Consider the following 22,173-nt stretch of genomic DNA (forward strand, 5'->3'; position numbering starts at 1 on the left):
CCGAGGGCTCAGAAAGGTGGCTCGTCGTCGAACGAGGAGTTGCTGCCGCCACCGCCGCCAGCGGCGGGACGAGAGCTGGAAGCCGGGGCCGCCGTGGCCCAGGGGTCGTCGAAGTTGTTGCCGCCTCCGCCGCCGCTGGGCTGCCGGTTGCCACCACCAGCGCCGCCGCCGGAGGCGCCGAAGCCGCCCCCACCGCCGCCGCCGGACCGGGACATCTTCTGCACCTTCGCCGTGGCGTAGCGCAGGGACGGGCCGATCTCGTCGACCTCGAGCTCATAGACGGTGCGCTTCTCGCCCTCGCGGGTCTCGTACGACCGCTGGCGCAGCCGGCCCTGCACGATCACCCGAGCGCCACGCTGCAGCGACTCGGCGACGTGCTCGGCGGCGTCACGCCAGACGTTGCACGCGAGGAAGAGTGGCTCGCCGTCTTTCCATTCGCCCGACTGCCGGTCCATCGTCCGCGGCGTCGAAGCGATGCGGAACTTGGCGACCGCCGCCCCCGAGGGGGTGAAGCGCAGCTCAGGGTCGTCGGTCAAGTTACCGACGACCGTGATGGTGGTTTCTCCTGCCATGATCTTCTCCTCGCCGCTTCATGCGTTTTCGCAAGGAGGCTCCCAGAGCCCCCTGACAAAAACGACCGTCAGCGGGTCTCGGGCCGGATGACCTTGGTACGCAGGATCGACTCGTTCAGCCGGAGCTGACGGTCCAGCTCGGCCACGGCCTCCGGCGTCGCCTGCAGGTCGACGACGGCGTAGATGCCTTCGGCCTTCTTGTTGATCTCGAACGAGAGCCGGCGACGGCCCCACACATCGAGCTTCTCCACCGAGCCGCCCGCGGTACGGATCACGTTCAGGTACGTGTCGAGCGACGGTGCAACGGTGCGCTCCTCGAGACTGGGGTCGAGGATCACCATGAGTTCGTAATGACGCAAGACGTTCTCACCTCCTGTGGGCTGAGCGGCCACGGTCTCTCCGTGGCAGGAGGTCTTGTGTCGCTCGCAACAGAAAACCGTGGGCGGCGCCCACGGCAGACCTGTTGCGAACCGAGCCAGCATACCCGGGCGCGGCCCAGCACCCAAAAAGGGCCCCGTCCACAGACGGGGCCCTTCGAGGTGGAAGCCGCGGGGCGTCCGGTCCGCATTCGCTGGGTGGGACCTGGGGAGGAACGACCACACCGATGAGGTTGGAACGGCCGCCCCGCGGAGCTTGCTGTGGAGTAGTCTACGCGACGCCTGCCCGAGATGCACGTTGCGACACAATTGCCCGAATTACTCCGATTGCTACGCCGAGCACACTGACGGTGGCGATCACGGCGAGCAGTCCGATCGGCTGCGAATCCGGCAGCGGGCGCATCGTCGCGACCGGCTCCGCCGCGACGATCCCGGAGGACGGACCGGCCGGGAGGGCCGGCGCGGCCGTCGTCGGCGCCGAGGGCAGATCAAGCGTGGGTACGCCGGGGAGAATCGTCTTGTCGTCACCGGGTGGCATCCCTGAGAACGCCGGAACGGCTGCTCCCGCCGTACCCCGGGCCGGGATCCTGGTCCTGACCCGCGGAGCCGCACCGCCCTGCGGCATGGCCTGTGCCGCCGTGGTCGCGGCCTGCGCTGCGACACTGCCGGCGTGCGAGGTGGTGCCCGGCCGGACAGTCACCGGACGCCCGGCCGCCGTGGTCGACGACCGCTGCGGCCGCGTCGCGGGCGCGGCCGAGTCGGGCAGCGCGGATCCGCTGTCGGCCGGCGTGCCGGCAGTGGCAGTCGGGGCACCGAGGGTCGTCGGCGTATCGGCCGGATCCGTGGTCGTGTCCACGGGAGCCGGAATCGGATCCGGCTTGGCCGTCAGCGTCGGCGAGGCGGTGACCAGGACCGGCGTCGCCTGATCGGTGATCGCGCAGCTGGGATCGAGGGTGACCGCCGTCGTGCCGCGGCGGAAGACCACCTCGGTCGAGCCGTCGTCCGGGATCGAGCCCCTGGACTCGCCGTTGAGGCGCAGGCGGGCCCCGTGCCCGGTCCGGTTGACCAGCCGCACGCGGCCGTCCGCGGGCACGGTCATCACCTCGACGGACGGCGTGGACCTGCAGGAGAGGCCGAGCACCCCGCCGCCCGCGAAGACCACCTGCCGGCCGCCGCCCTCGACCTGGTCGGCGCTGGCCGTGCCGGTCGTGAGCAGCGCGGCACCGAGCAGGAATCCACCCAGCACCGTCGCCGTCACACGGTTTCGGACTTGCCGCGACATGCACCATCTCCCAGCTCGTACCGATTGGCACCGGTACGTAGGTATGTGTGATCCGCTCGATTAACGACGCGCCGACAAGGGCGGTGACGCGGACGGTCGCTGAGCGGCGACGGCCGGTGACCGTCGTACCCACGTCGTAGGCTCGGACCCATGCGCATCGGAGCCCATGTCGATCCCGCCGAACCCCTCGACGCGGCCGCCGCACGCGGCGCCGACGCCGTCCAGTTCTTCCTCGCCGATCCGCAGGGCTGGAAGGCCCCGGCGGAGCGCCCGGACGCGGCGGCGCTCAAGGCGTCCGACGTGGACGTCTACATCCACGCGCCCTATGTCATCAATGTGGCCACATTGAACAACCGGATCCGCATCCCGAGCCGCAAGCTGCTGCTGACCCACGCCCGCGCGGCGGCCGCGGTGGGCGCCCGCGGCCTGATCGTGCACGGCGGTCACGTCAACGCCGGCGACGACGTCGCGGTCGGATTCGACAATTGGCGCAAAACCTTCGCGTACGCGGAAAAGGAAGGCGGCCTGCCGCTGCCGATCCTGATCGAGAACACGGCCGGCGGCGACCACGCGATGGCCCGCCGCTTCGACAACCTGGCCCGTCTGTGGGACGCGGTGGGCGAGTTCGGGGCCGGATTCTGCCTGGACACCTGCCACGCGCACGCCGGCGGTGAGGAGCTGCTCGACATCGTCGACCGGGTCAAGTCGATCACCGGCCGGATCGACCTGATCCACGCCAACGACTCGAAGGACGGCTTCGACTCGGGCCGCGACCGGCATGACAACCTCGGCAGTGGCAAGATCGACCCGGAGCTGGTCGTGGCGGCGATCCGCGCCGCGGGTGCCCCGGCGATCGTCGAGACGCCGGGTGGCGTGGAAGGCCAGTCCGCCGACATCGCGCTGCTGCGCGAGAGGGCGGCCAGCTGACGCAGCGCACGAGGGAGCAGCATGACGACCGAGCAGCCGCCGCACGCCGGCGCCGACTCGACCGCGGGCGGCGGATCAGTGCCGGCGAAGGCAGCCGAGGGCGGATCTGCGCCAGGGGCCGCCCCCAGCGGCGGGGTCACTGCGGGCGGCGGGACCTCTCCGGGCGGGACCGATCCGGGCGGAGCTGCTGCAGGCGACGGGGCCGCCCAAGGCGGCGGGAACGCTCTGGGCGGCGGGACCGCTCTGGGCGGCGGGAACGCTCCGGAAGCCGGCGCGGTGTCCGCGGCCGGAGCCGGTGGGACGTCAGCCTCCGCGGGGTATCCCGACAGTGCCCGCCCGCCCAAGTCGGTCCGGCGCTGGGCCGGTCTGCGCCGGGGACGGGTCCGCACGACCGGATCCGTTGCGCCAGGTGCCCTGCGACCTGCGGTTCCGCCGCGCAGCAGTTCGGCCTCGGATGGCTCCCCGGGCTCCATCCAGGACCGGCCCGGAGCCGGTCAGAGCGCCTCGGCGGCTGAGGGTGGCCGGTCCGGCTCGTCGGTGGCCGATGAGAGCGTGTTCCCTACCAACGGTCTGCCGCCGGATCCGATCCCTCCGGCGAAGTCCGCGGGCACAGGCCAAGAAGAGTCTGCGACCTCCACCGCGGCCAAGACCGACCCCGCGACCAACGCCAAAGCGGAGGGTGCCGCGACCGGCACCAAAGAGGCCGCAAAGCCGGACAGCGCGACCGACACCAAGCCGCCCGCCAAAGCAGACGAGGCGACCAGCACCACATCGCCCGCCAAGACAGGCGAGGCGACCGGCACCAAGGAATCCGCCAAGGCCGACGGGGCGACCGGCGTCAAAGGCGCCGCAGCAGGCGGGGCCACCGGCACCCCAACGCCCGCCAAGGCCGACGGGAAGACCGGCACCGCGAAGGCGGAAGGCGCAACCACCACCAAGGACGGCGCGAAAGCAGACGCGGCCAAGAGCGACTCGGCCGACGGCGGCAAAGAGGCCGACGCCCAGAAAGGCACGGACGACCAGGAGGCCACCTCCGGCAAGACCAACCGCCGCCGGAAGCCGAAGCTCCCCTCCACCCGCCCGCCCGGCGCCCCGCCCGACCCCTGGACCGCCTTCGCCGAGACCTCCGAGCGTGGTCCCGGCCGCATCCGGCGCGCAGGCCGCGTCGTCGGCCGCGCCCTCCTCCACGAGTACGCCCTGGTCACCTACGGCTCCCTGCTACTCGCCGTCCTGCTGACCTGGCCCACCCTGCGTTATCCCATGCACACGCTCCCGCAGGACATCTGGGATCCGGCGCGACAGGCGTGGCAGGTGTCCTGGGCCGGGCACATCCTCATCACCGAACCGGCCAGGCTCTGGCATTCCAACGCCTTCTTCCCGGAGTCGCACAGCTTCGCGTTCGGCAGCAGCCTGCTGGGTTACGCGCCGGCCGGCCTGCTCGGCAGCGGCCCGCTCGCCGCCGTCCTGCGTTACAACATCCTCTTCGTGCTGGCCCACGCCCTGCTGGCCGTCGGCGGCTACGCCCTGGTCCGCCAGCTCGGCGCCGGGCGCACCGGGGCGCTGGTCGGCGCGGTGGCTTTCGCGTACGCGCCGTGGCGGCTGGCCCAGGAGGGGCACCTCGACATCATCTCCGCCGGTGGCATCCCGCTCGCCCTGGCGATGCTGGCCCGGGGACACGGCTGGTCCATGCGGTACGGGTTCCGCCCCGGCCGCCGTCACGCCGGCTGGGCCACCGCGGGCTGGCTCGTCGCGACCTGGCAGATCAGTCTCGGGTTCCCGCTCGGCCTGCCGTTCGCCTACGTGCTCGCCGTGCTGATCGTCGTCGTCGGGCTCGCGGTGCTGGTCCGCCGGTTGCGCCGCCGATCGCCGAAGCCCGTGCTCGGGTGGCGGCTGCTGGTCACCGATCTGCTCGGCGCGCTGATCTTCGCCGGGGTCGGGTTGCTGATCGCGCTGCCGTACCTGCGGGTGCCGGACACCGGTCCGGCCGGCACCGAGATCAAGTTCTTCTCGCCCCCGTTGCACGGGCTGTTGATCGGTCCGGCCGAGTCACGCATCTGGGGCGCCCCGCACGCCGTACCCCGCCAGTCCCTGGGCTGGCCCGCCGAGATGGCGCTGTTGCCGGGGTTCGTGCTCTACGCCCTGGCGCTGGTCGGCCTGGTGTTCTCGGTCTGGCGCATGTGGCAGCGCCTGCTGTTGCTCGCCGCCGTCGTCGTCAGCGTGATCCTCACCCTGGGCACCACCTTCTTCGACGGCCGCTGGACCTACCTGCCGCTCTTCGGCCATCTGCCGGCGTCGTTCGGGGTGCGGATCCCCGGCCGGATGATGCTGTGGGTGACGTTGCTGCTGGCCGTGCTAGCCGCGGGCGCGGTCGCCGAGTTCGTCCGGCGGGCCGAGCATCTGGCCGCGCACCGGGTTCCGCCGTGGCCCGGTCCGTGGCTGCGGCTGGCCACCCTGGTGCCGTTGCTGCTGGTGCTGGTCGAGACCTGGAACGCGACCGCGCATCCGGTGGTGCCGGCGCAGCCCGCGGCGATGCGGACCCTCACCGGGCCGATGCTGGTCCTGCCGACCACCGCTCTCACCGACCAGACCGTCATGCTCTGGTCGACGTCACGGTTCCAGGAGGTGGCGAACGGCAGCGGCGGGTTCGCCCCGCAGCGGCAGTCCGAGCTGCGCCGCTCGGTGGCCACCTTCCCGGACGTGGCGAGCATCGAATACCTGCGGCAGCGCCGCATCGGCACGGTCCTGCTGCTGCGCTCCCAGACGGTGGGCACGCCGTGGGAACGCTCGGGCGACGTGCCGGTGGAGACCCTGGGCATCCGCCGTGAGGACCTGGACGACAACGCCGTGGTCTTCTACCTGGACTGAGCTCAAGCCACCGGGGTCGGCGGCGGCGCGACAGGCGTGCTGTCGTCGGCGGCCGGGCGCGGCGCCACCCGCAGCCGCCGGCGTAGCGGCTCGATCCAGCCGGCGTCCGGCGCCCCGTCGAGGACCCCGCCGTCGGGGTCGTCCCGGTAGGTGTGCCGGACCACGTCCAGTTCCGGCCGCCAGATCTCGCGGATCACCAGTCCGCACAGGACCGCCACCGTGATCAGCCGCAGGCTCGAGGCCAGCACGAACGTGCCCTCTGGGATCACCGGTTTTCCGCCCGCGCCGAGCAGCTCGGCGTAGAACGCCGCGAAGTAGCCGATCTCCGCCACTGACCAGGCGATGACCGCCCCCCACCGGGGCCGGGCCAGCACGATCAGCGGCAGCAGCCACAGCACGTACTGCTGGGACCAGACCTTGCTGAAGATGAGGAAGGCGGCCACCACCAGGAACGCCAGCTGGGCCAGCCGGGGGCGGCGCGGCGCCAGCAGGCACAGCGCCGCGACTGCGAGGCAGGCCAGTCCGGTGAGCCCGTACGAGAGGTTGTTGAGCACCGGGACGTGGTCGCTGAGCCACTGGAACGGGCCCTGGTCCCCGGCCACCCCGGTGTTCCACTTCGTGTCCAGGTAGCGGCCGATGTACCAGGACGTGCCCCAGTCGATGGGCCGTTCCCGGTTCAGGTCGAAGAAGCGCATCCAGCTGTCGCGGTAGAGCACGGCGACCGGGATGTTGACGACCAGCCAGGCGGCCACGGCCGTGGCGGTCGCCGTCCAGAACGGCGGCATGCGTCTGGCCCGCAGAGCCAGCACGAACAGCGGCCCGAGGATGAACAGCGGCCACAGTTTGGCGGCACCGCCGAGGCCGAGCAGCAGACCGGCGGCAACCGGCCAGCGTCTCGCCCAGGCGTAGACGCCGAACACGGCCAGGGCGATGGCGAGGAAGTCCCAGTTGACCGTCGCCGTGACCAGCACGATCGGTGAGAGCGCAAAGATCGCCGCGTCCCAGGGCCGGCGGCGGCGCAGCGCGAGAATCATCGCCACGGACGCCACGGCCAGTGCGGACAGGACCAGCGCGTTGGCGTTGTAGAACCACTTGCCCTGGTTGATCTCCGGATACTTCTCGCCGAGGGCGTGCACCGGCAGCCCGAGCGCGCCCATGAAGTAGCCGGTGACCACCGGATACTCGACCGGGTGGTCGCGGTACGGGACCTTGCCCTCGTTGAGCCCCTCGGCGTAGTACAGCGCCAGCACGTCGGTGTAGCAGAACCGGGTGTACTGGACGTTCTTCTGCCAGTCGCCGTCCTGGCAGGGGGACTTCTGCACCCAGCTCAGCGCCAGCGTCAGGCAGAGCAGTCCGAGGACGATCCGCGGCACGGTCCAGAACCGGTCCCGGCGGGCGTCCGGGCGCACGGCGTGTGCGCCGAGCGGTCCGCCGATCGCCTGCGACAGCCCCCGGACGAAGCCGTCCGATTCGGCGGGCAGGTCAGGCTTGTCGGTCTCCTCAGACGAAGGCGCGCTCATGCTTTGGCATCATGCCGCATGCGCCGGACGGGCAGGAGACGCCCTGCGGCACAGTCCGGCCACAAGGTCACAAAAGTGAAGTGGCGCCCATCTCCGGGGAGAGGGCGCCACTTCGGGTGTCGAGGACGTCAGTTGCCGTCGTCGGTGTTCTCGTCGGTCTGCCCGCCACCGCCGTCGGGATTCGTACCGGTGTCCCCGTTCGGCGGCACTCCGGGCAAGGTGATTCCGGGCCCGCCGTTGCCGGGTCCGCCGTTGCCGTTGCCGTTCCCGTTGCCATTTCCGTTGCCGGCGCCGCCGTTGTTGTCGTTGCACGGCTGCTGCTGGAAGATTCCGCAGAGCGGGTTCTGCGGATCATTGGCCGGCGGCGGCGGAGGCGGCGGCGGCTCGACGCCGTTGCCCTTCTTGCTCGGGTCGACGAACGCGGTCGAGTTCGGCAGGAATGCCTTGTTCTCCGCGCCGATCGCCTTCGAGGCCGAGTCCAGGAACATCTTCCAGATCTCGCCGGGGATCGAGCCGCCGTTCATGGGCTTGCCGCCGGGCTTGTAGATCGGCAGCAGCTCCATCTGCTTGGTCTTCTTGTTCTCCTTCTCACGGCCGACCCAGACGGAGGCCGCGATCTCCTTGGTGCCGCCGACCATCCAGGCGTCACCGTTGTCGCCGGCCTTACCGCCCTTGCCGGTGAACTCCCAGGTGCCGGTCTTACCGATCGCCTTGCGGCCGTTGGCCAGGCTGATGCCGTTGATCCCGGGGATCTTCTCCATGACGTTCTGCACCGCCGCGGCGACGTCCGGGCTGAACGCCTTCTTCGGGTCGAGCTTCTCGCCGGTGCCCTTGACCGCGACGAACTTGCCCGTCTTCGGGTCACGCTGCGACACCGAGCGGACGAAGTGGGCCTTGTGGTAGACGCCGTCGTTGGCGATCGTGGCGACGCCGCTGGCGTGGTCGAGCGCGGTGATCGCGTACTGGCCGAACCCGACCTCGCGGCCGTAGCCCTTTTCCTTCAACTGCTTTTCGGTCAAGGTGTTGAGGTTCCAGCGGGCCGTGGTCTCCGGGTCACCGATCAGCTGGATGCCGGCCTTGTGGGCCATCTCGATGACCTTCTCCGGGCCCAGCTTGTCCGCGAGCCAGTAGAAGGTGAAGTTGTACGACTGCTCGGTGGACACCTGGAGCGTGCAGGCCTTCGGGGCCTTGCACTTCAGGCTGCCGCCCTCACGGCCGGAGTTGCTGATCTTGCCACCGCCGTCGACCTTCTTCAGCGTGGGGTCCCAGATGGTGTCCATGCCGTAGCCGTCGGCCAGCGCGGCGATCAGCGTGTAGATCTTGAAGGTTGAGCCGGGCGGCCGCCCCCCACCGACGAAGTCGCCGGCGTCGGTGTAGTTCGGGCCCGCGTAGTCCCAGCTCGCCGCATCCGGACCGCCGTAGTAGGCGATCACCCGGCCGTTGTCCGGGTCGATGGCGACCAGGGCCGACTTGTAGGTCGAGGACATCCCGTTCAGCGGCGACTTCTTGCTCTGGGAGTTCGCCGCCTTCTCGGCCTGCTCCTGCGCCCTGGGGTCGATCGTGGTGCGGATCTGCAGACCACCCTGGTTCAGCTCGGCGTCGCTGATACCCATGTCGCGCAGCTCGCGCTTCACGTACTTGACGATCTTGGCGCTCGGCTTGTTGTTACCGCAGGTGGTGGTGCACTTGTCCGGATCCCACTTCTTCCAGGTCTTGGGGTACTCGGTCGGCGGGTTGATGCCCGCCGGCACCTTGGCTGCCGGCAGCCCGGCCGGCAGGGCCAGCTCGGCCATGTTGCCGACCGTGTACTTCCAGCGGTCCAGGGCGTCGGGCATGTTCTTCTGCGGGTCGTAGCCCTTGTGCGTGGCCGTCGGCTCCGGTTGCTTGATCACCGCGGCGAGGACCGCGGCCTCGCCGGCCGTGATCGCGTTCTTCTGGCCGATCGGGGTCAGGACGGACTTGCCGAAGTACGCCTTCGCGGCGGCCTCGACGCCGTACGCGCCGCGACCGAAGTACACGGAGTTGAGATAGCGGCCGAGGATCTCGTCCTTGCTGTACTCGTCCTCCATCTTGCGGGCGATGACCGCTTCCCGGAGCTTGACGTTGTACGTGATCTCTTTCCGCTTCGTGGCGTACTTCGCGTACTGCTGGGTGATCGTGGAGGCACCCTGGGTGTCGCCGCCGGTGAAGTTGTTCCACGCGGCGCGGGCGATGCCCTTCATGTCGATGCCGTTGTGCTTGTAGAAGCCCTTGTCCTCGGCTGACACCACCGCGAGCTTGACCAGCGGGTTGATGCTGCCGTCGGGGACGATCGACCGGTTGAACTGCCCCAGTGAGGAGAGCACCGTCTTGTTGTCGCTCGCCAGCAGCTGGGTGGTCTGCGCCTCGGCGGTCGGCTCCTTGAAGTCGACGTTGTCGAAGAAGTAGGTGCCGCCGACCACGCCGGCGCCGAGCAGGATGACCAGCACCGCGGCGGCCGCGGTCAGGATGTTGGTCCGCCGGCGGCGCTTGGAGGCCTTGTTGAGGATCTTGCCGGCGCTGCCCCGCTTGTCGTTCCCGGCACCGTCGGGGTCGCCGGGGCCACCCGGCCCGCCGGCACCCGGTGAGACCGGACGCACCGCCGCACGCGCGACCGCGGCACGACCGCCGTAGCCGGGCGCGGCGGCCGGGGGAGCACCCACGGACGCCCGTCCGCCGACGCGGGCGGAGCCCACGGAACCCGTGCCTGCCCCGACCGAGGCCCGGCCACCGACCGGAGCCGCACCGACGGAGGCGGCGCCACGCGGCGCGGAGCCGCCGACGCTCGCGCGACCGCCGGCCGGGCGCCGGTAGGCGTCGGGCGAGGGCCGTTCGTCGTAGCCGGACTGGTCGTCGTCAGGCGTGGATGCAGCGGACGGCCCGGGCACTCGGGCCCGGGCACGCGCAGACTGCTGATCGCCGTACGAGTTCATTCGGTCACACCTACCGGTCGCGGTGGCGCGCCAGAGAAGCCCTGGAGGGGCTTCGGAGGCGATGCCACGGGCGGACGATTCTGGGCTGCGGGTCCGCAGCCGCCCTGTCGGATGTCAAGAATGACCGACTGCGGCGCTGGATGCCCGTATCGGTCGGGGTCGTGTCCACGTTAGCGACGTTGAGGCCGCTCACTGTCGGCCCTCCCGGCGATGTGACGACGACCCTGTCTCGCGGTGGCGGCCCGAGGCGGACGAGGCGACCGCCCCGCCCTGGTCCAGTTCGTCGGGGGTCAGCGCGTCCCGGCCGAGCAGGTACTGCTCGATCAGATGATTCCACGCGCAGGACTGGCACACCTCGACCACGAAGACCTGGAACTCACGCAGCGTCATCGCCAGGACGGGGAGTTCCGCGAGCTTGCGGGCCTGCCCGGCGGACTGCTTGAGCTCATCGCCGTAGATGTAATGCACCAGGGTGAGGTTGTCGCGACGGCAGACCGGACAGCGGTCGTCGGTCGGCTCGCCATGGAACCTAGCTGCGTTTTTCAGGTACGGCGACGCGTCGCAGACTTCCAGCGTCCCCACCTTGCCGTTGTGCACGTCACGCAGCAGCGCTCGCTTCTGAAGCGAGTAGTCGACCACCTGCCGCTGCGTACGCATGGCGAAGAGAGTACGCGGTCCGCACCCGTACGGCGACAGTCATCACACAGCGTGGCGCGGCAACTGCGCAGGTATGACCGCCCTTGCGGTGAGACGCGAGCCGATCTACGGTGACGATGTATCGGGCCGATACATCGTGGCGAGCAGCGGAGGAGGTGGGCGTCCTGTTGGAGCTGGCAATCCTCGGACTGCTCCAGGAATCCCCGATGCACGGCTACGAGCTGCGCAAGGAGCTCGCCACCAAGCTCGGCACCATCCGCGCGGCGATCAGCTACGGCACGCTGTACCCGACGTTGAAGCGCCTGCAGACCGCCGGCTGGATCGGCGAGGCCGAGGCTGCCGACACCGAGATCATTCCTCCGCTCACCAGCAAGCGCGGCCGGGTTGTCTACAAAATCACGGCCGAGGGCAAGGAACGTTTCGCCGAGCTGCTCGCCCAGGCGGGCCCCGAGACGTACGACGACGCCGGCTTCGGCGTGCATTTCGCCTTCTTCTCCCGGACCGACCGGGCGACGCGGCTGCGGATCCTCGAGGGCCGCCGCCGCCGGATCGAGGAACGCCGGGAAGGACTGCGCGAGGTTCTCGCCCGCGCGTCCGACCGCCTCGACGCCTACACCCTCGAACTGCAGCGCCATGGACTGGACGCCTGCGAGCGCGAAGTCCGCTGGCTGGAGGAGCTCATCACCAACGAGCGCTCCGGCAAATCGCCGGCAACAGCGACAAATCCCGAACAAGGTACGTCCCCAGCCGGGGAAACACCCCTCGAAGACCCGAGTCCACGTCAGGACCGGCCGTGATGAACAAGGAGGCAAACGCGATGGGCTCCGTCCGCGTCGCCATCGTCGGTGTGGGTAACTGCGCCTCGTCCCTCGTGCAGGGCGTGGAGTACTACCGCGAAGCCGACCCCAACGACCGCGTCCCGGGTCTCATGCACGTGACCTTCGGCGACTACCACGTGTCCGACGTGAAGTTCGTCGCGGCGTTCGATGTGGACGCCAAGAAGGTCGGCATGGACCTGGCCGAGGCGATCGTCGCCAGCGAGAACAACACGATCACGCTGACCGACGTCGCGCCCACCGGCGTGACCGTCCAGCGTGGACCGACCTTCGACGGTCTGGGCACGTACTACCGCGAGATGGTCGAGGAGTCCTCGGCCGAGCCGGTCGACGTCGTGAAGGCTCTGCGCGACGCCGAGGTCGACGTCGTCGTCTCCTACCTCCCGGTGGGTTCCGAGGAGGCCGACAAGTTCTACGCGCAGGCCGCGATCGACGCCGGTTGCGCGTTCGTCAACGCTCTGCCGGTCTTCATCGCCTCCGACCCGGCGTGGGCGCAGAAGTTCACCGACGCCGGCCTGCCGATCGTCGGCGACGACATCAAGAGCCAGGTCGGTGCGACCATCGTGCACCGCGCGCTGGCCAAGCTGTTCGAGGACCGCGGTGTCGAGCTGCTGCGCACGTACCAGCTGAACTTCGGCGGCAACATGGACTTCATGAACATGCTGGAGCGCAAGCGCCTGGTGTCGAAGAAGATCTCCAAGACCCAGTCGGTGACCTCCCAGATCCCGCACGAGATGGTCAAGAGCGACGTGCACATCGGCCCGTCGGACCACGTGCCGTGGCTCGACGACCGCAAGTGGGCCTACATCCGGCTCGAGGGCCGCAGCTTCGGCGACACCCCGCTGAACGCGGAGCTCAAGCTCGAGGTGTGGGACTCGCCGAACTCGGCCGGCGTCATCATCGACGCGGTCCGCGCGGCGAAGATCGCCAAGGACCGCGGTATCGGGGGCCCGATCCTCTCGGCCAGCTCCTACTTCATGAAGTCGCCGCCGGTGCAGTACAACGACCACGACGCCAAGAACGCCGTCGAGGCCTTCATCAAGGGCGAGATCGAGCGCTGATCATCGCCAGAGGAAAGGCCGGACCGCACGACGGTCCGGCCTTCTTCATGTGAGCTTCGGCACGCCATCACTAAACTCATCGATGTGCGTCTCGCCACAGCCGCCGTCGTGCTCGGCCTCGCCGGTTCCCTGACGGCCTGCGCCCATCCCGGCAACACCCCATCCGGTACGCCCGCAGCCCCGTCGGACGTGACCTTCCTGGCCAGCATCGCGCCCGCCCCACCACGGGTGGGGCAGCCGCTCGTCCCGGGCACACCCGCAGTGGGCTGCGACGGCCAACGGCTCCAGCCGGCCCGGCCGAAGCGGTGGAACTCGGCCCCGCCACGGCCGACGACGAGCGCGGAGAACGACGCCGCCGAACGGACCCGCCGGGCGCTGGAGGCAGCCAACCCGCCGCTGCCCCGGCGCGGTCCGCTGCCGTCCACGGCGGCAGCCCGGGCCGAGACCTGCGCCCGCAACCTCTCACCGCAGCTCACTCTGCTCCTGCACAGCCCAGGCTCACTGGACGAGCGGACTCTGCGGGCGCTTCTGACCCGCGAGGGTCTGACCGGGGTGGTGATCAGCCCGGCACTGGACTTCGCGGCCGCGGCCGGCGACGCCTGCGTGCACGGCCGCCTCGCCGGGGAACGGCCGGACCTGAGCATCGGCCCACCGGACCCGGACGGCACCTGCCACCCCTGACCCGGGGCTCAGCCCCAGGCGCGTTCCAGGGCGACGCGGGCCTCCAGCTCCAGCAACTGCCGCTTGCGGGGCAGGCCACCGCCGAAGCCGGTCAGCTTGCCGCCGGCCCCGACCACCCGGTGGCACGGGACGATCACCGGCACCGGATTGTGGTTGCAGGCCGTGCCCACCGCACGGGCCGCCCCCGGATCACCCACGGCCGTCGCGATCGCGCCGTACGTCAGCATCTCGCCGTACGGGATCGCCGCGATCCGGGCCCACACCGCTCGCTCGAAATCGGACCCGCCGCGCAGCTCGACCGGCACGGTGAAATCCGTCAGCGCGCCGGCGAAATAGGCCGCGAGCTGCGCGACGGCCGGATGCTCGCCGGCCTCACCGGAGGTCGCGCCGAACCGCACGCCGACCACGACGTCACCGTCGAGCCGGACGCCCAGCGGTCCGATGGGGGAGTCGACGAGCAGCTGCATGACCCGATTGTGCCGCGCGGGTACGACAGTCAGGAGATGTGGCCCTGCTCGCGGGCCCAGCGGCGCAGCTCCGCCTCGGCCTCGTCGCGGTCCAGCGGCCCGCGGTCCAGCCGCAGCTCCTTGAGGAACCGCCAGGCCTGGCCGACGATCGGTCCCGGCGGCACGCCCAGTAGTTCCATGATCGCGTTGCCGTCCAGGTCGGGCCGGACCCGGGCCAGGTCCTCCTCGGCCGCGATCCGGGCGATCCGCTCCTCGAGCGCGTCGTAGTCGGCCGACAGCGCGGCGGCCTTGCGCTTGTTGCGCGTGGTGCAGTCGGAACGCGTGAGCTTGTGCAGCCGGGGGAGCAGCTCGCCGGCGTCGGTGACGTAGCGCCGCACCGCCGAGTCGGTCCACTCGCCGCGGCCGTAGCCGTAGAAACGCAGGTGCAGCGCGACCAGCTCGACCACCTGGGACGTGACGTCCTTGGGGTACTTCATGGCCTTCATCCGCTGCTTGGTGAGCCGGGCCCCGACCACCTCGTGGTGGTGGAAGCTGACCCGCCCGTCGCGGCCGACCGCCTTGGTGGCCGGCTTACCGACGTCGTGCATCAGCGCCGCCATCCGCAGCACGAAGTCCGGCCCGGCGTCACCCTCGAGCCGGATCGCGTTGGTGACCACGATCAACGTGTGCTCGTAGACGTCCTTGTGCTGGGCGTGCTCGTCGATCTCCAGCTTGAGCCCGGAGATCTCCGGGATGAACCGGTCGGCCAGGCCGGTGTCGACCAGCAGCCGCAGCCCGGCGATCGGGTCCAGCCCGCAGAGCAGCTTGGTGAACTCGTCGCGGATCCGCTCGGCGGTGATCCGGTCCAGGTCGGCCGCCATCTCCGTCATCGCCTCGACGACCGGCTTGTCCACGGCGAAACGCAGCTTGGCGGCGAACCGGGCGGCGCGCAGCATCCGAAGTGGATCATCGGTGAACGACGACGCGGGCGAGTCCGGCGTGCGGATGAGCCCGGCGGCCAGGTCCTCGAGCCCGCCGTACGGGTCGGTGAAGACGTGACCCGGCAGGCTGACCGCCATCGCGTTGATGGTGAAGTCGCGCCGGCGCAGATCGTCGAGCAGGTTGTCGCCGTACTCCACCACCGGGTTACGGGTCACCCCGTCGTACGCCTCGGCCCGGTACGTGGTGATCTCGAGCCGCAGGCCGTCCTTCTGGATGCCGATCGTGCCGAACTCGCGGCCGGTCTCCCAGATCGCGTCCGCCCAGCCCTTGACCAGGGCCAGCGTCTGCTCCGGCCGGGCGTCGGTGCAGAAGTCGAGGTCGTCGCCGAGCCGGCCGAGCAGCGCGTCCCGCACCGAACCGCCGACCAGGTGCAACTCATGGCCGGCGGCGCCGAAACGGCGTCCCAGCTCATCGGCGACGGGGGAGACGCGCAGCAACTCCGTGACGGCGTTGCGCTGGGCTCGGCTCAACTCAGACATGGGACGACCAGGGTAGCGTCCCCGGCTCCGCCCAGGGCCGGTGGGCAGGCCGGTGAGCAGGGCGGTCGGCCGGGTCCCGTGGCAGTGCCCGGGAGCAGCGGGCAGGATGGACGCCGTGCCCGTCTCCGCGGCGCTGCGTCGCCTCAGTGAGGACCCGCGGTTCTGGTCCTTCCTGCTGGTGCACGACGGCGCGTTACCCGATCCCGACCCGGTCGAGCTGCGCGTCAGCCTGCCGGTCACCGGCGGCTACGGCCTCGTGCTCGACCTCGACCTGGTCACCGGCGAGCAGACCCTGGGCCTGCGGGAGCCGGCGAGCAGCGAGCCCGTGCAGCTGGGCTGGGCGGCGCCCGGGCGGCCGTATCCGGCGGCGCTGCGCTGGCACGAGCTGGAGCTGTGCGCCCGGGTGATCGCCCTGGAGGATCCGACCCTGCCGCATCCGGGCCTGGTGGTGGCGCTGCTGTCGCCGTTCGCGCCGCTCACTGATGACGATGACGAGGGTGCGGTCGCGGCGGTGCGCGAGGCGGCGTACCGGTCATTGCGCCGGGAGGTGCCGCCGGCCGCGCCCGCCGGTCCGGAACAGGCACCCCTGCCGCTCTTCGCGGCCGAGGACTGGTGGCCGCAGCCGCCGGCGCCGTCCCCCCAGGTGATCGACGAGGCCGCGGTCGCGGCCTACACCACCCCGGCCCAGTCGCGGCTCGAGGTCCGCGGCGGCTCCCGCTTCCCGGCCGACGGCCTGGCCGAGCTGGTACGGCAGGCAGCCCAGCGCCTGTCCCGGCTGCCCGAGGAGCAGTGGTACGCCGAGGTGCAGCCGCTGGCCCGGCACATCGCGGACACCGGCGACCTGCGCCCGGTCCACGATCTGCTGGGCGTGCTCACCGAGGCCGGCTGTGACCACCCGACCGTGCTCGACGCGCTGAGCGAGCCGCTCGTGCCCATCGAGGCGTGCTGGATGGTGGAGACGCTGGCCGGTGCGCTGCCCGGCAGCCTGCTGCGCCGTCACGTGTGAGGCGCCGCCTGGCTAGGGTGACGGTGTGTCAGTACCCCTGGGGAGGTCTTGGTGAGCGGCGGCCTGTACCGGAGCGCGCACGCGGCGAGCGACGGTGACCCCGGACCGTCCGACGGCGCGATCCTGATCTCCGTCGACGGCTCGGCTCCGACCGCGGCCGGTGACGAGGCGTTGCCGCCGGAGGACGTCCCGCCCACCGGCGGGGGCACCGAGGGCGGCAGCACGGCCGGCAACAGTGCCATCATGGCGGCCGGAAGCCTGGTCAGCCGGATCATCGGTTTCGTCCGCAACATGCTGATCGGCATGACGCTGGGCGCCGGCATCGGCGACGCGTACACCAGCGCGCAGTTCCTGCCGGGGCAGATCTACGAGCTGCTGCTCGGCGGCATCCTCTCCAGCGTGCTGATCCCGTTGCTGGTGCGGCGGCGCAAGGCCGATCCGGACGGCGGGCTGCTCTTCACCCAGCGGTTGCTGACCTTCGCGGTCGTGACCCTGGGCGTGGCGACTGCCCTGGTGGTGACGGCCGCGCCGGTGATCACCGCGATCCAGTCGGGCGACGGCACCACGCCCGCCTACCGCGACCTGGTCACCGCGTTCGCCTGGCTGATCCTGCCGATCATCTTCTTCACCGGCCTGTCCGCGATGATCAGCGCGGTGCTCAACGTGCGCGGGCACTTCGCCGCGCCGATGTGGGCGCCGATCCTGAACAACCTGGTCGTGATCGCCACCTGCGGCGTCTTCATCGTGGTCTTCGGCACCACCAAGGGCCTCCGGCCCGAGGACATGACGCCCGGGCGGATCGCGCTCATCGCCGGCGGCACGCTGCTCGGCATGGTCGCCCAGGCGCTCGGCCTGCTGCCGGCCCTGCGCAAGGTCGGCTTCGCCTGGAAGTGGCGGTGGGCCCCGCGCTCGCTCGGCCTGGGCGAGGTGGGCCGGCTGGCCGGCTGGATGCTCTGTTACGTCGGAGCCAACCAGCTCGCCGTCTTCGTCGTGGTCCGCGTGCTGAACAGCGCCTCCGGCAAGAACAACGCCAGCGTGCTGGCGTTCAACAACGTCTACCTGCTGACGATGATGGCGCACGGCATCATCGGCGTCTCAGTGATGACCGCGCTGCTACCCAAGATGAGCGCCGCGGCCGCCGAGGGCCGTTACGCCGACGTCAGCGCCGACCTCAGCCGCGGCATCCGCCTGACGGTCACCGCCCTGGCCCCGATCGCCGTCGCGTACGGCGTGCTCGGCGTGCCGATCGCGGTCACGCTCTTCCAGGGCGGCGCCTTCACCTACGAGGACGCGTTCGCCACCGGCACCGTCCTCGTGGTGGCAGCCTTCGCTGTGATCCCGCTCTCGGTCAGCTACCTGTGTACCTATGCCTTCTATTCACTACAGGGCAACAAGACGGTGGCGCTGATCAACGTCCCGGTCGTCCTGCTGCGGATCGCCGGCTACGTCGTGCTCGCCGAGGTGCTGTCGAAGTCGATGGCCGCGGCCGGCATGACCGCCGCGAACGCGGTGTCCTACCTGCTCTCGGCGATCATCTCGCTGGCCGTGCTCCGCCGCCGGATCGGCCGGCTCAATCTGGCCTCAGTGGCCGGGGCCCTGTTGAAGGTGCTCCTGGCCGCCGTCGTCGCGGGCGCGGCCGGCCTGCTCGTCCTGCACCTGCTGCCCGGAGGTGACACGCCCGGGCGATTGACAGCCGCACTTCAGGTCGTCGTGGCCGGTGGCACCATCATGGTGGTGTACCTCGTGACCGCGGCGCTGCTGCGGGTGCGGGAGATCAACCAGGTCGTCGGCATGGTGCGGCGCAAACTCGGGCGCTAGCGTTGGGGAAAACCTGTGGATAAATCGCTGAACAGGTAATTTTCCACCACCGAGCGGCGGAAACGCCCCTGGCGGGCGGTGTCGGACGAGTGCCGCCGCGGGGGATGACGTGTAGGTCACTGGCCCCGGGCGGGTAAGGTCGACCCCGACACGTGCGGACCCACCGAGGGAGGACGGGTGACCCAGGTCGGCGAAGGCCACGAGACCGCGGCCGATGAGGCCGGACCGGTCATGACCTTCGGTGCACCCACCGTCGGTGAGATCCTGGCCGAGCGGTACCAGCTCGAGGAACACGTCAACGACGACAGCGCGGGCCGGCAGGTCTGGCGCGGTATAGACGTGATTCTCCGGCGCCCCGTAGCCGTCGTGCTGCGGTATCCCGGCGGCGACTCCGCGACCGAGATGCTGCAGGCCGCGGTCGACGCGAGCCGCGTCATCCACCCCAATCTGGTCGGCGTCTACGACGCGATCGACGAGGGCTCCCGGGCCTACGTGGTGCGGGAGTGGGTCGACGGCGAGGCGCTGCGCGAGCTCATCGCCCAGGAGGGCCCGCTCGATCCGGCCCGGGCCACGGCGATCGCGCACTCCATCGCCGACGCGCTGGCCGCGGTCCACGCCACCGGCATGGTCCACGGCAACGTGCATCCCGGCACCACCCTGATCGGCGATGACGGCCGCATCGTGCTCGCCGACGCGCGGGCCGACTCCGCCGACAGCACCGAGACGGACGTGCGCTCGGTCGGCGGCATCCTCTACTTCTCGCTGACCGGTCACTGGCCGCACGCCGAGATCAGGGGCTCGTCGCTGCCCGACGCCATGCGCGACGGCAGCGGCGCGGTCATCCCGCCCCGGCAGATCCGCGCCGGCGTCCCGGCGTACCTCGACGATCTGACCATGGATCTGCTCGACAAGCGGGTCGCGTCCCCCGAGGCCGACGCGCTCACCGCCGAGCTGGCCCGGCTGGACTCCGCCGACGACGAATACGAGGACGTCGGCCCGCTGCGCTTCACCCAGGGCACCTCGGCCGAGCCGGTCCGCAGCACCCGCAAGATCGTCATCGGCATCGGCGCGCTGGTCGTCATCGCGGTGATCGGACTGGTCTTCGGCATCCAGGCGATCAGCAAGTCGGGCGACAACACGCCGTCGACGACCCAGGCCAACACCGCGCCGCAGGATCCCGCGGGCGGCAACCCGGGCGCGGGTAACACCGACAGCGAAGCCCCGGCCGCCGCTCCCAAGAAGATCGCCCTGACGCCCGACATGGTCCGCATCGTCGACCCGCCGGAGGGCGACCGCACCGACGAGGGCGAAGCCGCCTTCACCGTCGACGACGACAAGGACACGGTCTGGAAGACGTCGGGCTTCCTGCAGGCCAAGTTCTACAACAAGCCCGGCATGGGTCTGCTGATCAACCTGGGCACTCCCCGCACGGTCAGCGAGGTACGGGTGGAGACCTCGTCGCCCGGCATCGCGATGGACATCCGGACCGGCACCAGCGACCCGGGCAACAGCTCCCAGGGTGACGACAAGATCGTCAAAAGCTACAAGAAGCTCGGCGACGGCGACACGGCGAAGACGGACGGCAACAACGCCGTGTTCCCGCTCTTCGACGAGAACCAGAAGTACCAGTACATCCTGGTCTTCATCACCGAGCTGCCGCGCGACAGCGACGGCAAGTACCGCGCCGAGATCAGCAAGGTCGAGGTCTACGGCAACTGACAGGGTGACCCACCCTGTCGCTCCCCTCGACTAGATTGCTGGACGTGACTTCCGGCGACGCGCAGAGTGGCCCGTCCGCCCCGGACAACCCCGGGCGGACGGACGCCGAATTGCTGCGCGCCCACGTCGACGGGGACCCGCAGGCGTTCAACGACCTGGTCCGCCGGCACCGGGACCGGCTCTGGGCCGTGGCGCTGCGCACGATCGGCGACCGCGAGGAGGCCGCCGACGCGGTCCAGGACGCGCTGCTGTCGGCGCACCGCGGCGCGGCCAGGTTCCGCGGCGAATCGGCCGTGACCACGTGGTTGCACCGCATCGTGGTGAACGCCTGCCTGGACCGGATCCGCCGCCGTCAGGCGCACCCCACGGTCCCGTTGCCCGACGGCACCCGCTCCGACGACAGTCCCGGCGGTCCCGAGCCGGCCGCCCCGATCCAGGACCACGACACGGCCCTGGTGGTCCGGGCCGCGCTGGCGGCGCTGCCGGTCGAGCAGCGCGCCGCCCTGGTGCTGGTGGACGTGCAGGGCTATCCCGTGATCGAGGCGGCCGAGATCCTCGGCGTCGCCGAAGGCACGATCAAGAGCCGGTGTGCCCGCGGTCGCGCGCGCATGGCTCTGGCGCTCGGCCATCTGCGCACCGGTTCGGACACCCCGCCCGGCCATCCGGCCAGAGCCACCGGGCCGGCCGCGGCGGGCGGGCGGGACGGCCCGGCGGGGGGAGACGGCGATCACGCCGGGAACCACGCAGCCGCCGCGCGCGTCCCATCCGGGTCGGCAGCGACAGTGCCGCACCCGTCCGCGCGTGACGGATCCGTCGCCGACAGAGGGGACCAGCAGTGACCGGGGCAGAGTTCAGCGAGGTCGATATCGACCTGCTCGCCGACTATGTCGGCGGCGCGCTGGACGGCACCCCCGACGAGGCCGTGGTCACCGCGTTGATCGCCGACAATGCCGCCTGGCGTGAGGCCCACTCCCAGCTGTCCGGGGGCGTCGCCGCCGTGACGGGTCAGCTGCGGACGCTGGGTTCGGCCGCCGAGCCGATGCCCGCGGACGTCGTTGCCCGGGTCGACTCGGCGCTGGCTGCGGCGACCGACCCCTCGCTCACTCCGATCGCTGCGTCTTCTTCCGGTGCCGCGGTCGGTCCGGCCGCCATGGAGCCGGGCACCGATGGTGCTGCGCCTGATCGGCATCTGGTCGCCGTACCCTCACGGTCCCGGGGTCAGCGGGGGCGGCGACTGCGGTGGGCCGCGCCGGTCGGGATCGCCGCCGGAGTGCTCGCGTTCCTCGGTTTCGGTTTTCAGCAGCTGTCCGGCACGGACAGCGCCGACACGAGCACGGCCGCCGGGTCAGCCGCGGAGGTGCCGCAGGCCAACTCGGCCCCGGAGCTCGGCACACCTCCGTTCCAGCAGACCGGCACCGACTATCGCCGCGAGACGCTGAGCTCGGTCGGCGCCATGACGACGATGCTCGATCAGGCGGGTCCCCTCGCGGCGGAGAGCTCCACGTCCGACGCACGCAAAGCCGCGCCGGAAGCCCGCGCGTCGGCCCTGGTCGATCCGCTCCTCGACCGGCTGCGGGCGCAGGCGGCATTGCGCGCCTGCCTCAAGGCCATCACGGCGGAGCACGGGGCCGGCCCGATCACGCCGCAGCTCATCGACTTCGCCCGGTACAACGGCGCCTCGGCCGTGATCGTGCAGTTCACCGCCGGCGGCGAGTCGTGGGTGTGGGCAGTGGGCCCGGAGTGCGGCACGCGCGGAGTCGGCGCGGACACCCGCGCTTCGGTGAAGGTAGGCTGAACGGACGTCGTCCCGCCCGGCGTGAGGTGGGTTACCTATGCCCTCCGGCACATGCCGTGACGCGCGGGAATGCGCCCTCATACGATGACGTTCCAGCATGCGATGTCGCCGGTGTCCCCGGCGAAACCAGACTGAGGAGTCGGCAGTGGACGAGGTCCGAAACCTGATCATCATCGGCT

The 22,173-nt window shown here is 70.8% G+C and carries 18 protein-coding genes; 10 read left to right on the top strand and 8 right to left on the bottom strand.

All coding sequences use genetic code 11. The annotated features are described in order from the left end of the window. Positions 1-8: 8 nt before the first annotated feature. From Aau02nite_RS32290 to Aau02nite_RS32300, 3 genes are all read right to left on the bottom strand, one after another. The gene (locus Aau02nite_RS32290) at positions 9-572 is read right to left on the bottom strand and encodes a single-stranded DNA-binding protein (RefSeq protein ID WP_212992383.1); all 564 of its coding nucleotides are present in this window, start codon (positions 570-572) and stop codon (positions 9-11) included. Between the two features lie 68 nt (positions 573-640). Then, positions 641-931: a 30S ribosomal protein S6 gene (gene rpsF, locus Aau02nite_RS32295; protein ID WP_023563150.1), complete on the bottom strand. Its 291-nt coding sequence runs from the start codon at positions 929-931 to the stop codon at positions 641-643. Between the two features lie 289 nt (positions 932-1,220). After that, complete coding sequence (locus tag Aau02nite_RS32300) at positions 1,221-2,231, bottom strand: hypothetical protein (RefSeq protein WP_212992384.1); 1,011 nt, start codon at positions 2,229-2,231, stop codon at positions 1,221-1,223. Between the two features lie 150 nt (positions 2,232-2,381). Between Aau02nite_RS32300 and Aau02nite_RS32305 the strand changes: the two genes are divergently transcribed. Next, positions 2,382-3,158 (top strand): deoxyribonuclease IV, encoded by a 777-nt coding sequence (locus Aau02nite_RS32305; protein WP_212992385.1) that lies wholly within the window; start codon positions 2,382-2,384, stop codon positions 3,156-3,158. Between the two features lie 552 nt (positions 3,159-3,710). Then, complete coding sequence (locus tag Aau02nite_RS32310) at positions 3,711-6,023, top strand: hypothetical protein (protein WP_246595600.1); 2,313 nt, start codon at positions 3,711-3,713, stop codon at positions 6,021-6,023. A gap of 2 nt (positions 6,024-6,025) precedes the next feature. Here Aau02nite_RS32310 and Aau02nite_RS32315 read toward each other — a convergent pair whose 3' ends face one another. From Aau02nite_RS32315 to Aau02nite_RS32325, 3 genes are all read right to left on the bottom strand, one after another. Next, positions 6,026-7,543 carry a glycosyltransferase family 87 protein gene (locus Aau02nite_RS32315; protein ID WP_212992386.1) on the bottom strand — a complete coding sequence of 506 codons (1,518 nt, stop codon included), beginning with the start codon at positions 7,541-7,543 and terminating at the stop codon, positions 6,026-6,028. Between the two features lie 128 nt (positions 7,544-7,671). Next, positions 7,672-10,224, bottom strand: coding sequence for a transglycosylase domain-containing protein (locus tag Aau02nite_RS32320; RefSeq protein WP_246595601.1), 2,553 nt, complete (start codon positions 10,222-10,224; stop codon positions 7,672-7,674). Positions 10,225-10,683: 459 nt separating this feature from the next. Continuing rightward, positions 10,684-11,151: a DUF5318 domain-containing protein gene (locus Aau02nite_RS32325; protein WP_212992388.1), complete on the bottom strand. Its 468-nt coding sequence runs from the start codon at positions 11,149-11,151 to the stop codon at positions 10,684-10,686. 164 nt (positions 11,152-11,315) lie between these two features. Between Aau02nite_RS32325 and Aau02nite_RS32330 the strand changes: the two genes are divergently transcribed. The 3 genes from Aau02nite_RS32330 (at position 11,316) to Aau02nite_RS32340 (ending at position 13,729) form a co-directional block, all read left to right on the top strand. Then, complete coding sequence (locus tag Aau02nite_RS32330; RefSeq protein ID WP_212992403.1) at positions 11,316-11,948, top strand: PadR family transcriptional regulator; 633 nt, start codon at positions 11,316-11,318, stop codon at positions 11,946-11,948. Between the two features lie 20 nt (positions 11,949-11,968). Beyond that, entirely contained in the window at positions 11,969-13,048 is a 1,080-nt protein-coding gene (locus Aau02nite_RS32335) for an inositol-3-phosphate synthase (RefSeq protein ID WP_212992404.1), read from the top strand. Positions 13,049-13,132: 84 nt separating this feature from the next. After that, positions 13,133-13,729, top strand: coding sequence for a hypothetical protein (locus Aau02nite_RS32340; protein ID WP_212992389.1), 597 nt, complete (start codon positions 13,133-13,135; stop codon positions 13,727-13,729). An 8-nt stretch (positions 13,730-13,737) separates the two neighbouring features. Here Aau02nite_RS32340 and Aau02nite_RS32345 read toward each other — a convergent pair whose 3' ends face one another. Continuing rightward, a complete protein-coding gene (locus tag Aau02nite_RS32345) occupies positions 13,738-14,196 on the bottom strand; it encodes a methylated-DNA--[protein]-cysteine S-methyltransferase (protein WP_212992390.1) in 459 nt (152 codons plus the stop codon). A gap of 29 nt (positions 14,197-14,225) precedes the next feature. Beyond that, positions 14,226-15,656: a CCA tRNA nucleotidyltransferase gene (locus Aau02nite_RS32350; protein ID WP_212992391.1), complete on the bottom strand. Its 1,431-nt coding sequence runs from the start codon at positions 15,654-15,656 to the stop codon at positions 14,226-14,228. A 106-nt stretch (positions 15,657-15,762) separates the two neighbouring features. Between Aau02nite_RS32350 and Aau02nite_RS32355 the strand changes: the two genes are divergently transcribed. From Aau02nite_RS32355 to Aau02nite_RS32375, 5 genes are all read left to right on the top strand, one after another. Next, positions 15,763-16,662, top strand: coding sequence for a hypothetical protein (locus Aau02nite_RS32355; RefSeq protein WP_212992392.1), 900 nt, complete (start codon positions 15,763-15,765; stop codon positions 16,660-16,662). Positions 16,663-16,713: 51 nt separating this feature from the next. Then, positions 16,714-18,480: a murein biosynthesis integral membrane protein MurJ gene (murJ, locus tag Aau02nite_RS32360; RefSeq protein ID WP_212992393.1), complete on the top strand. Its 1,767-nt coding sequence runs from the start codon at positions 16,714-16,716 to the stop codon at positions 18,478-18,480. Between the two features lie 177 nt (positions 18,481-18,657). Next, entirely contained in the window at positions 18,658-20,199 is a 1,542-nt protein-coding gene (locus tag Aau02nite_RS32365) for a protein kinase family protein (RefSeq protein ID WP_212992394.1), read from the top strand. Between the two features lie 44 nt (positions 20,200-20,243). Continuing rightward, positions 20,244-21,038 carry an RNA polymerase sigma factor SigM gene (sigM, locus tag Aau02nite_RS32370; protein ID WP_212992395.1) on the top strand — a complete coding sequence of 265 codons (795 nt, stop codon included), beginning with the start codon at positions 20,244-20,246 and terminating at the stop codon, positions 21,036-21,038. Then, positions 21,035-21,994, top strand: coding sequence for an RsmA family anti-sigma factor (locus tag Aau02nite_RS32375; RefSeq protein ID WP_212992396.1), 960 nt, complete (start codon positions 21,035-21,037; stop codon positions 21,992-21,994). The genes sigM and Aau02nite_RS32375 overlap by 4 nt, the downstream gene beginning before the upstream one ends. The last annotated feature ends 179 nt before the right edge of the window (positions 21,995-22,173 follow it).

The organism is Actinoplanes auranticolor (genome assembly GCF_018332655.1).
GTDB lineage: Bacteria > Actinomycetota > Actinomycetes > Mycobacteriales > Micromonosporaceae > Actinoplanes > Actinoplanes auranticolor.

Bases quoted from the DNA above. Each gene is read 5' to 3' on its own strand.
- Aau02nite_RS32350 (WP_212992391.1), bottom strand. From the start codon at position 15,656: ATGTCTGAGTTGAGCCGAGCCCAGCGCAACGCCGTCACGGAGTTGCTG.
- Aau02nite_RS32355 (WP_212992392.1), top strand. From the start codon at position 15,763: ATGGACGCCGTGCCCGTCTCCGCGGCGCTGCGTCGCCTCAGTGAGGAC.
- Aau02nite_RS32335 (WP_212992404.1), top strand. From the start codon at position 11,969: ATGGGCTCCGTCCGCGTCGCCATCGTCGGTGTGGGTAACTGCGCCTCG.
- Aau02nite_RS32290 (WP_212992383.1), bottom strand. From the start codon at position 572: ATGGCAGGAGAAACCACCATCACGGTCGTCGGTAACTTGACCGACGAC.
- Aau02nite_RS32300 (WP_212992384.1), bottom strand. From the start codon at position 2,231: ATGTCGCGGCAAGTCCGAAACCGTGTGACGGCGACGGTGCTGGGTGGA.
- Aau02nite_RS32345 (WP_212992390.1), bottom strand. From the start codon at position 14,196: ATGCAGCTGCTCGTCGACTCCCCCATCGGACCGCTGGGCGTCCGGCTC.
- Aau02nite_RS32305 (WP_212992385.1), top strand. From the start codon at position 2,382: ATGCGCATCGGAGCCCATGTCGATCCCGCCGAACCCCTCGACGCGGCC.
- Aau02nite_RS32325 (WP_212992388.1), bottom strand. From the start codon at position 11,151: ATGCGTACGCAGCGGCAGGTGGTCGACTACTCGCTTCAGAAGCGAGCG.
- Aau02nite_RS32315 (WP_212992386.1), bottom strand. From the start codon at position 7,543: ATGAGCGCGCCTTCGTCTGAGGAGACCGACAAGCCTGACCTGCCCGCC.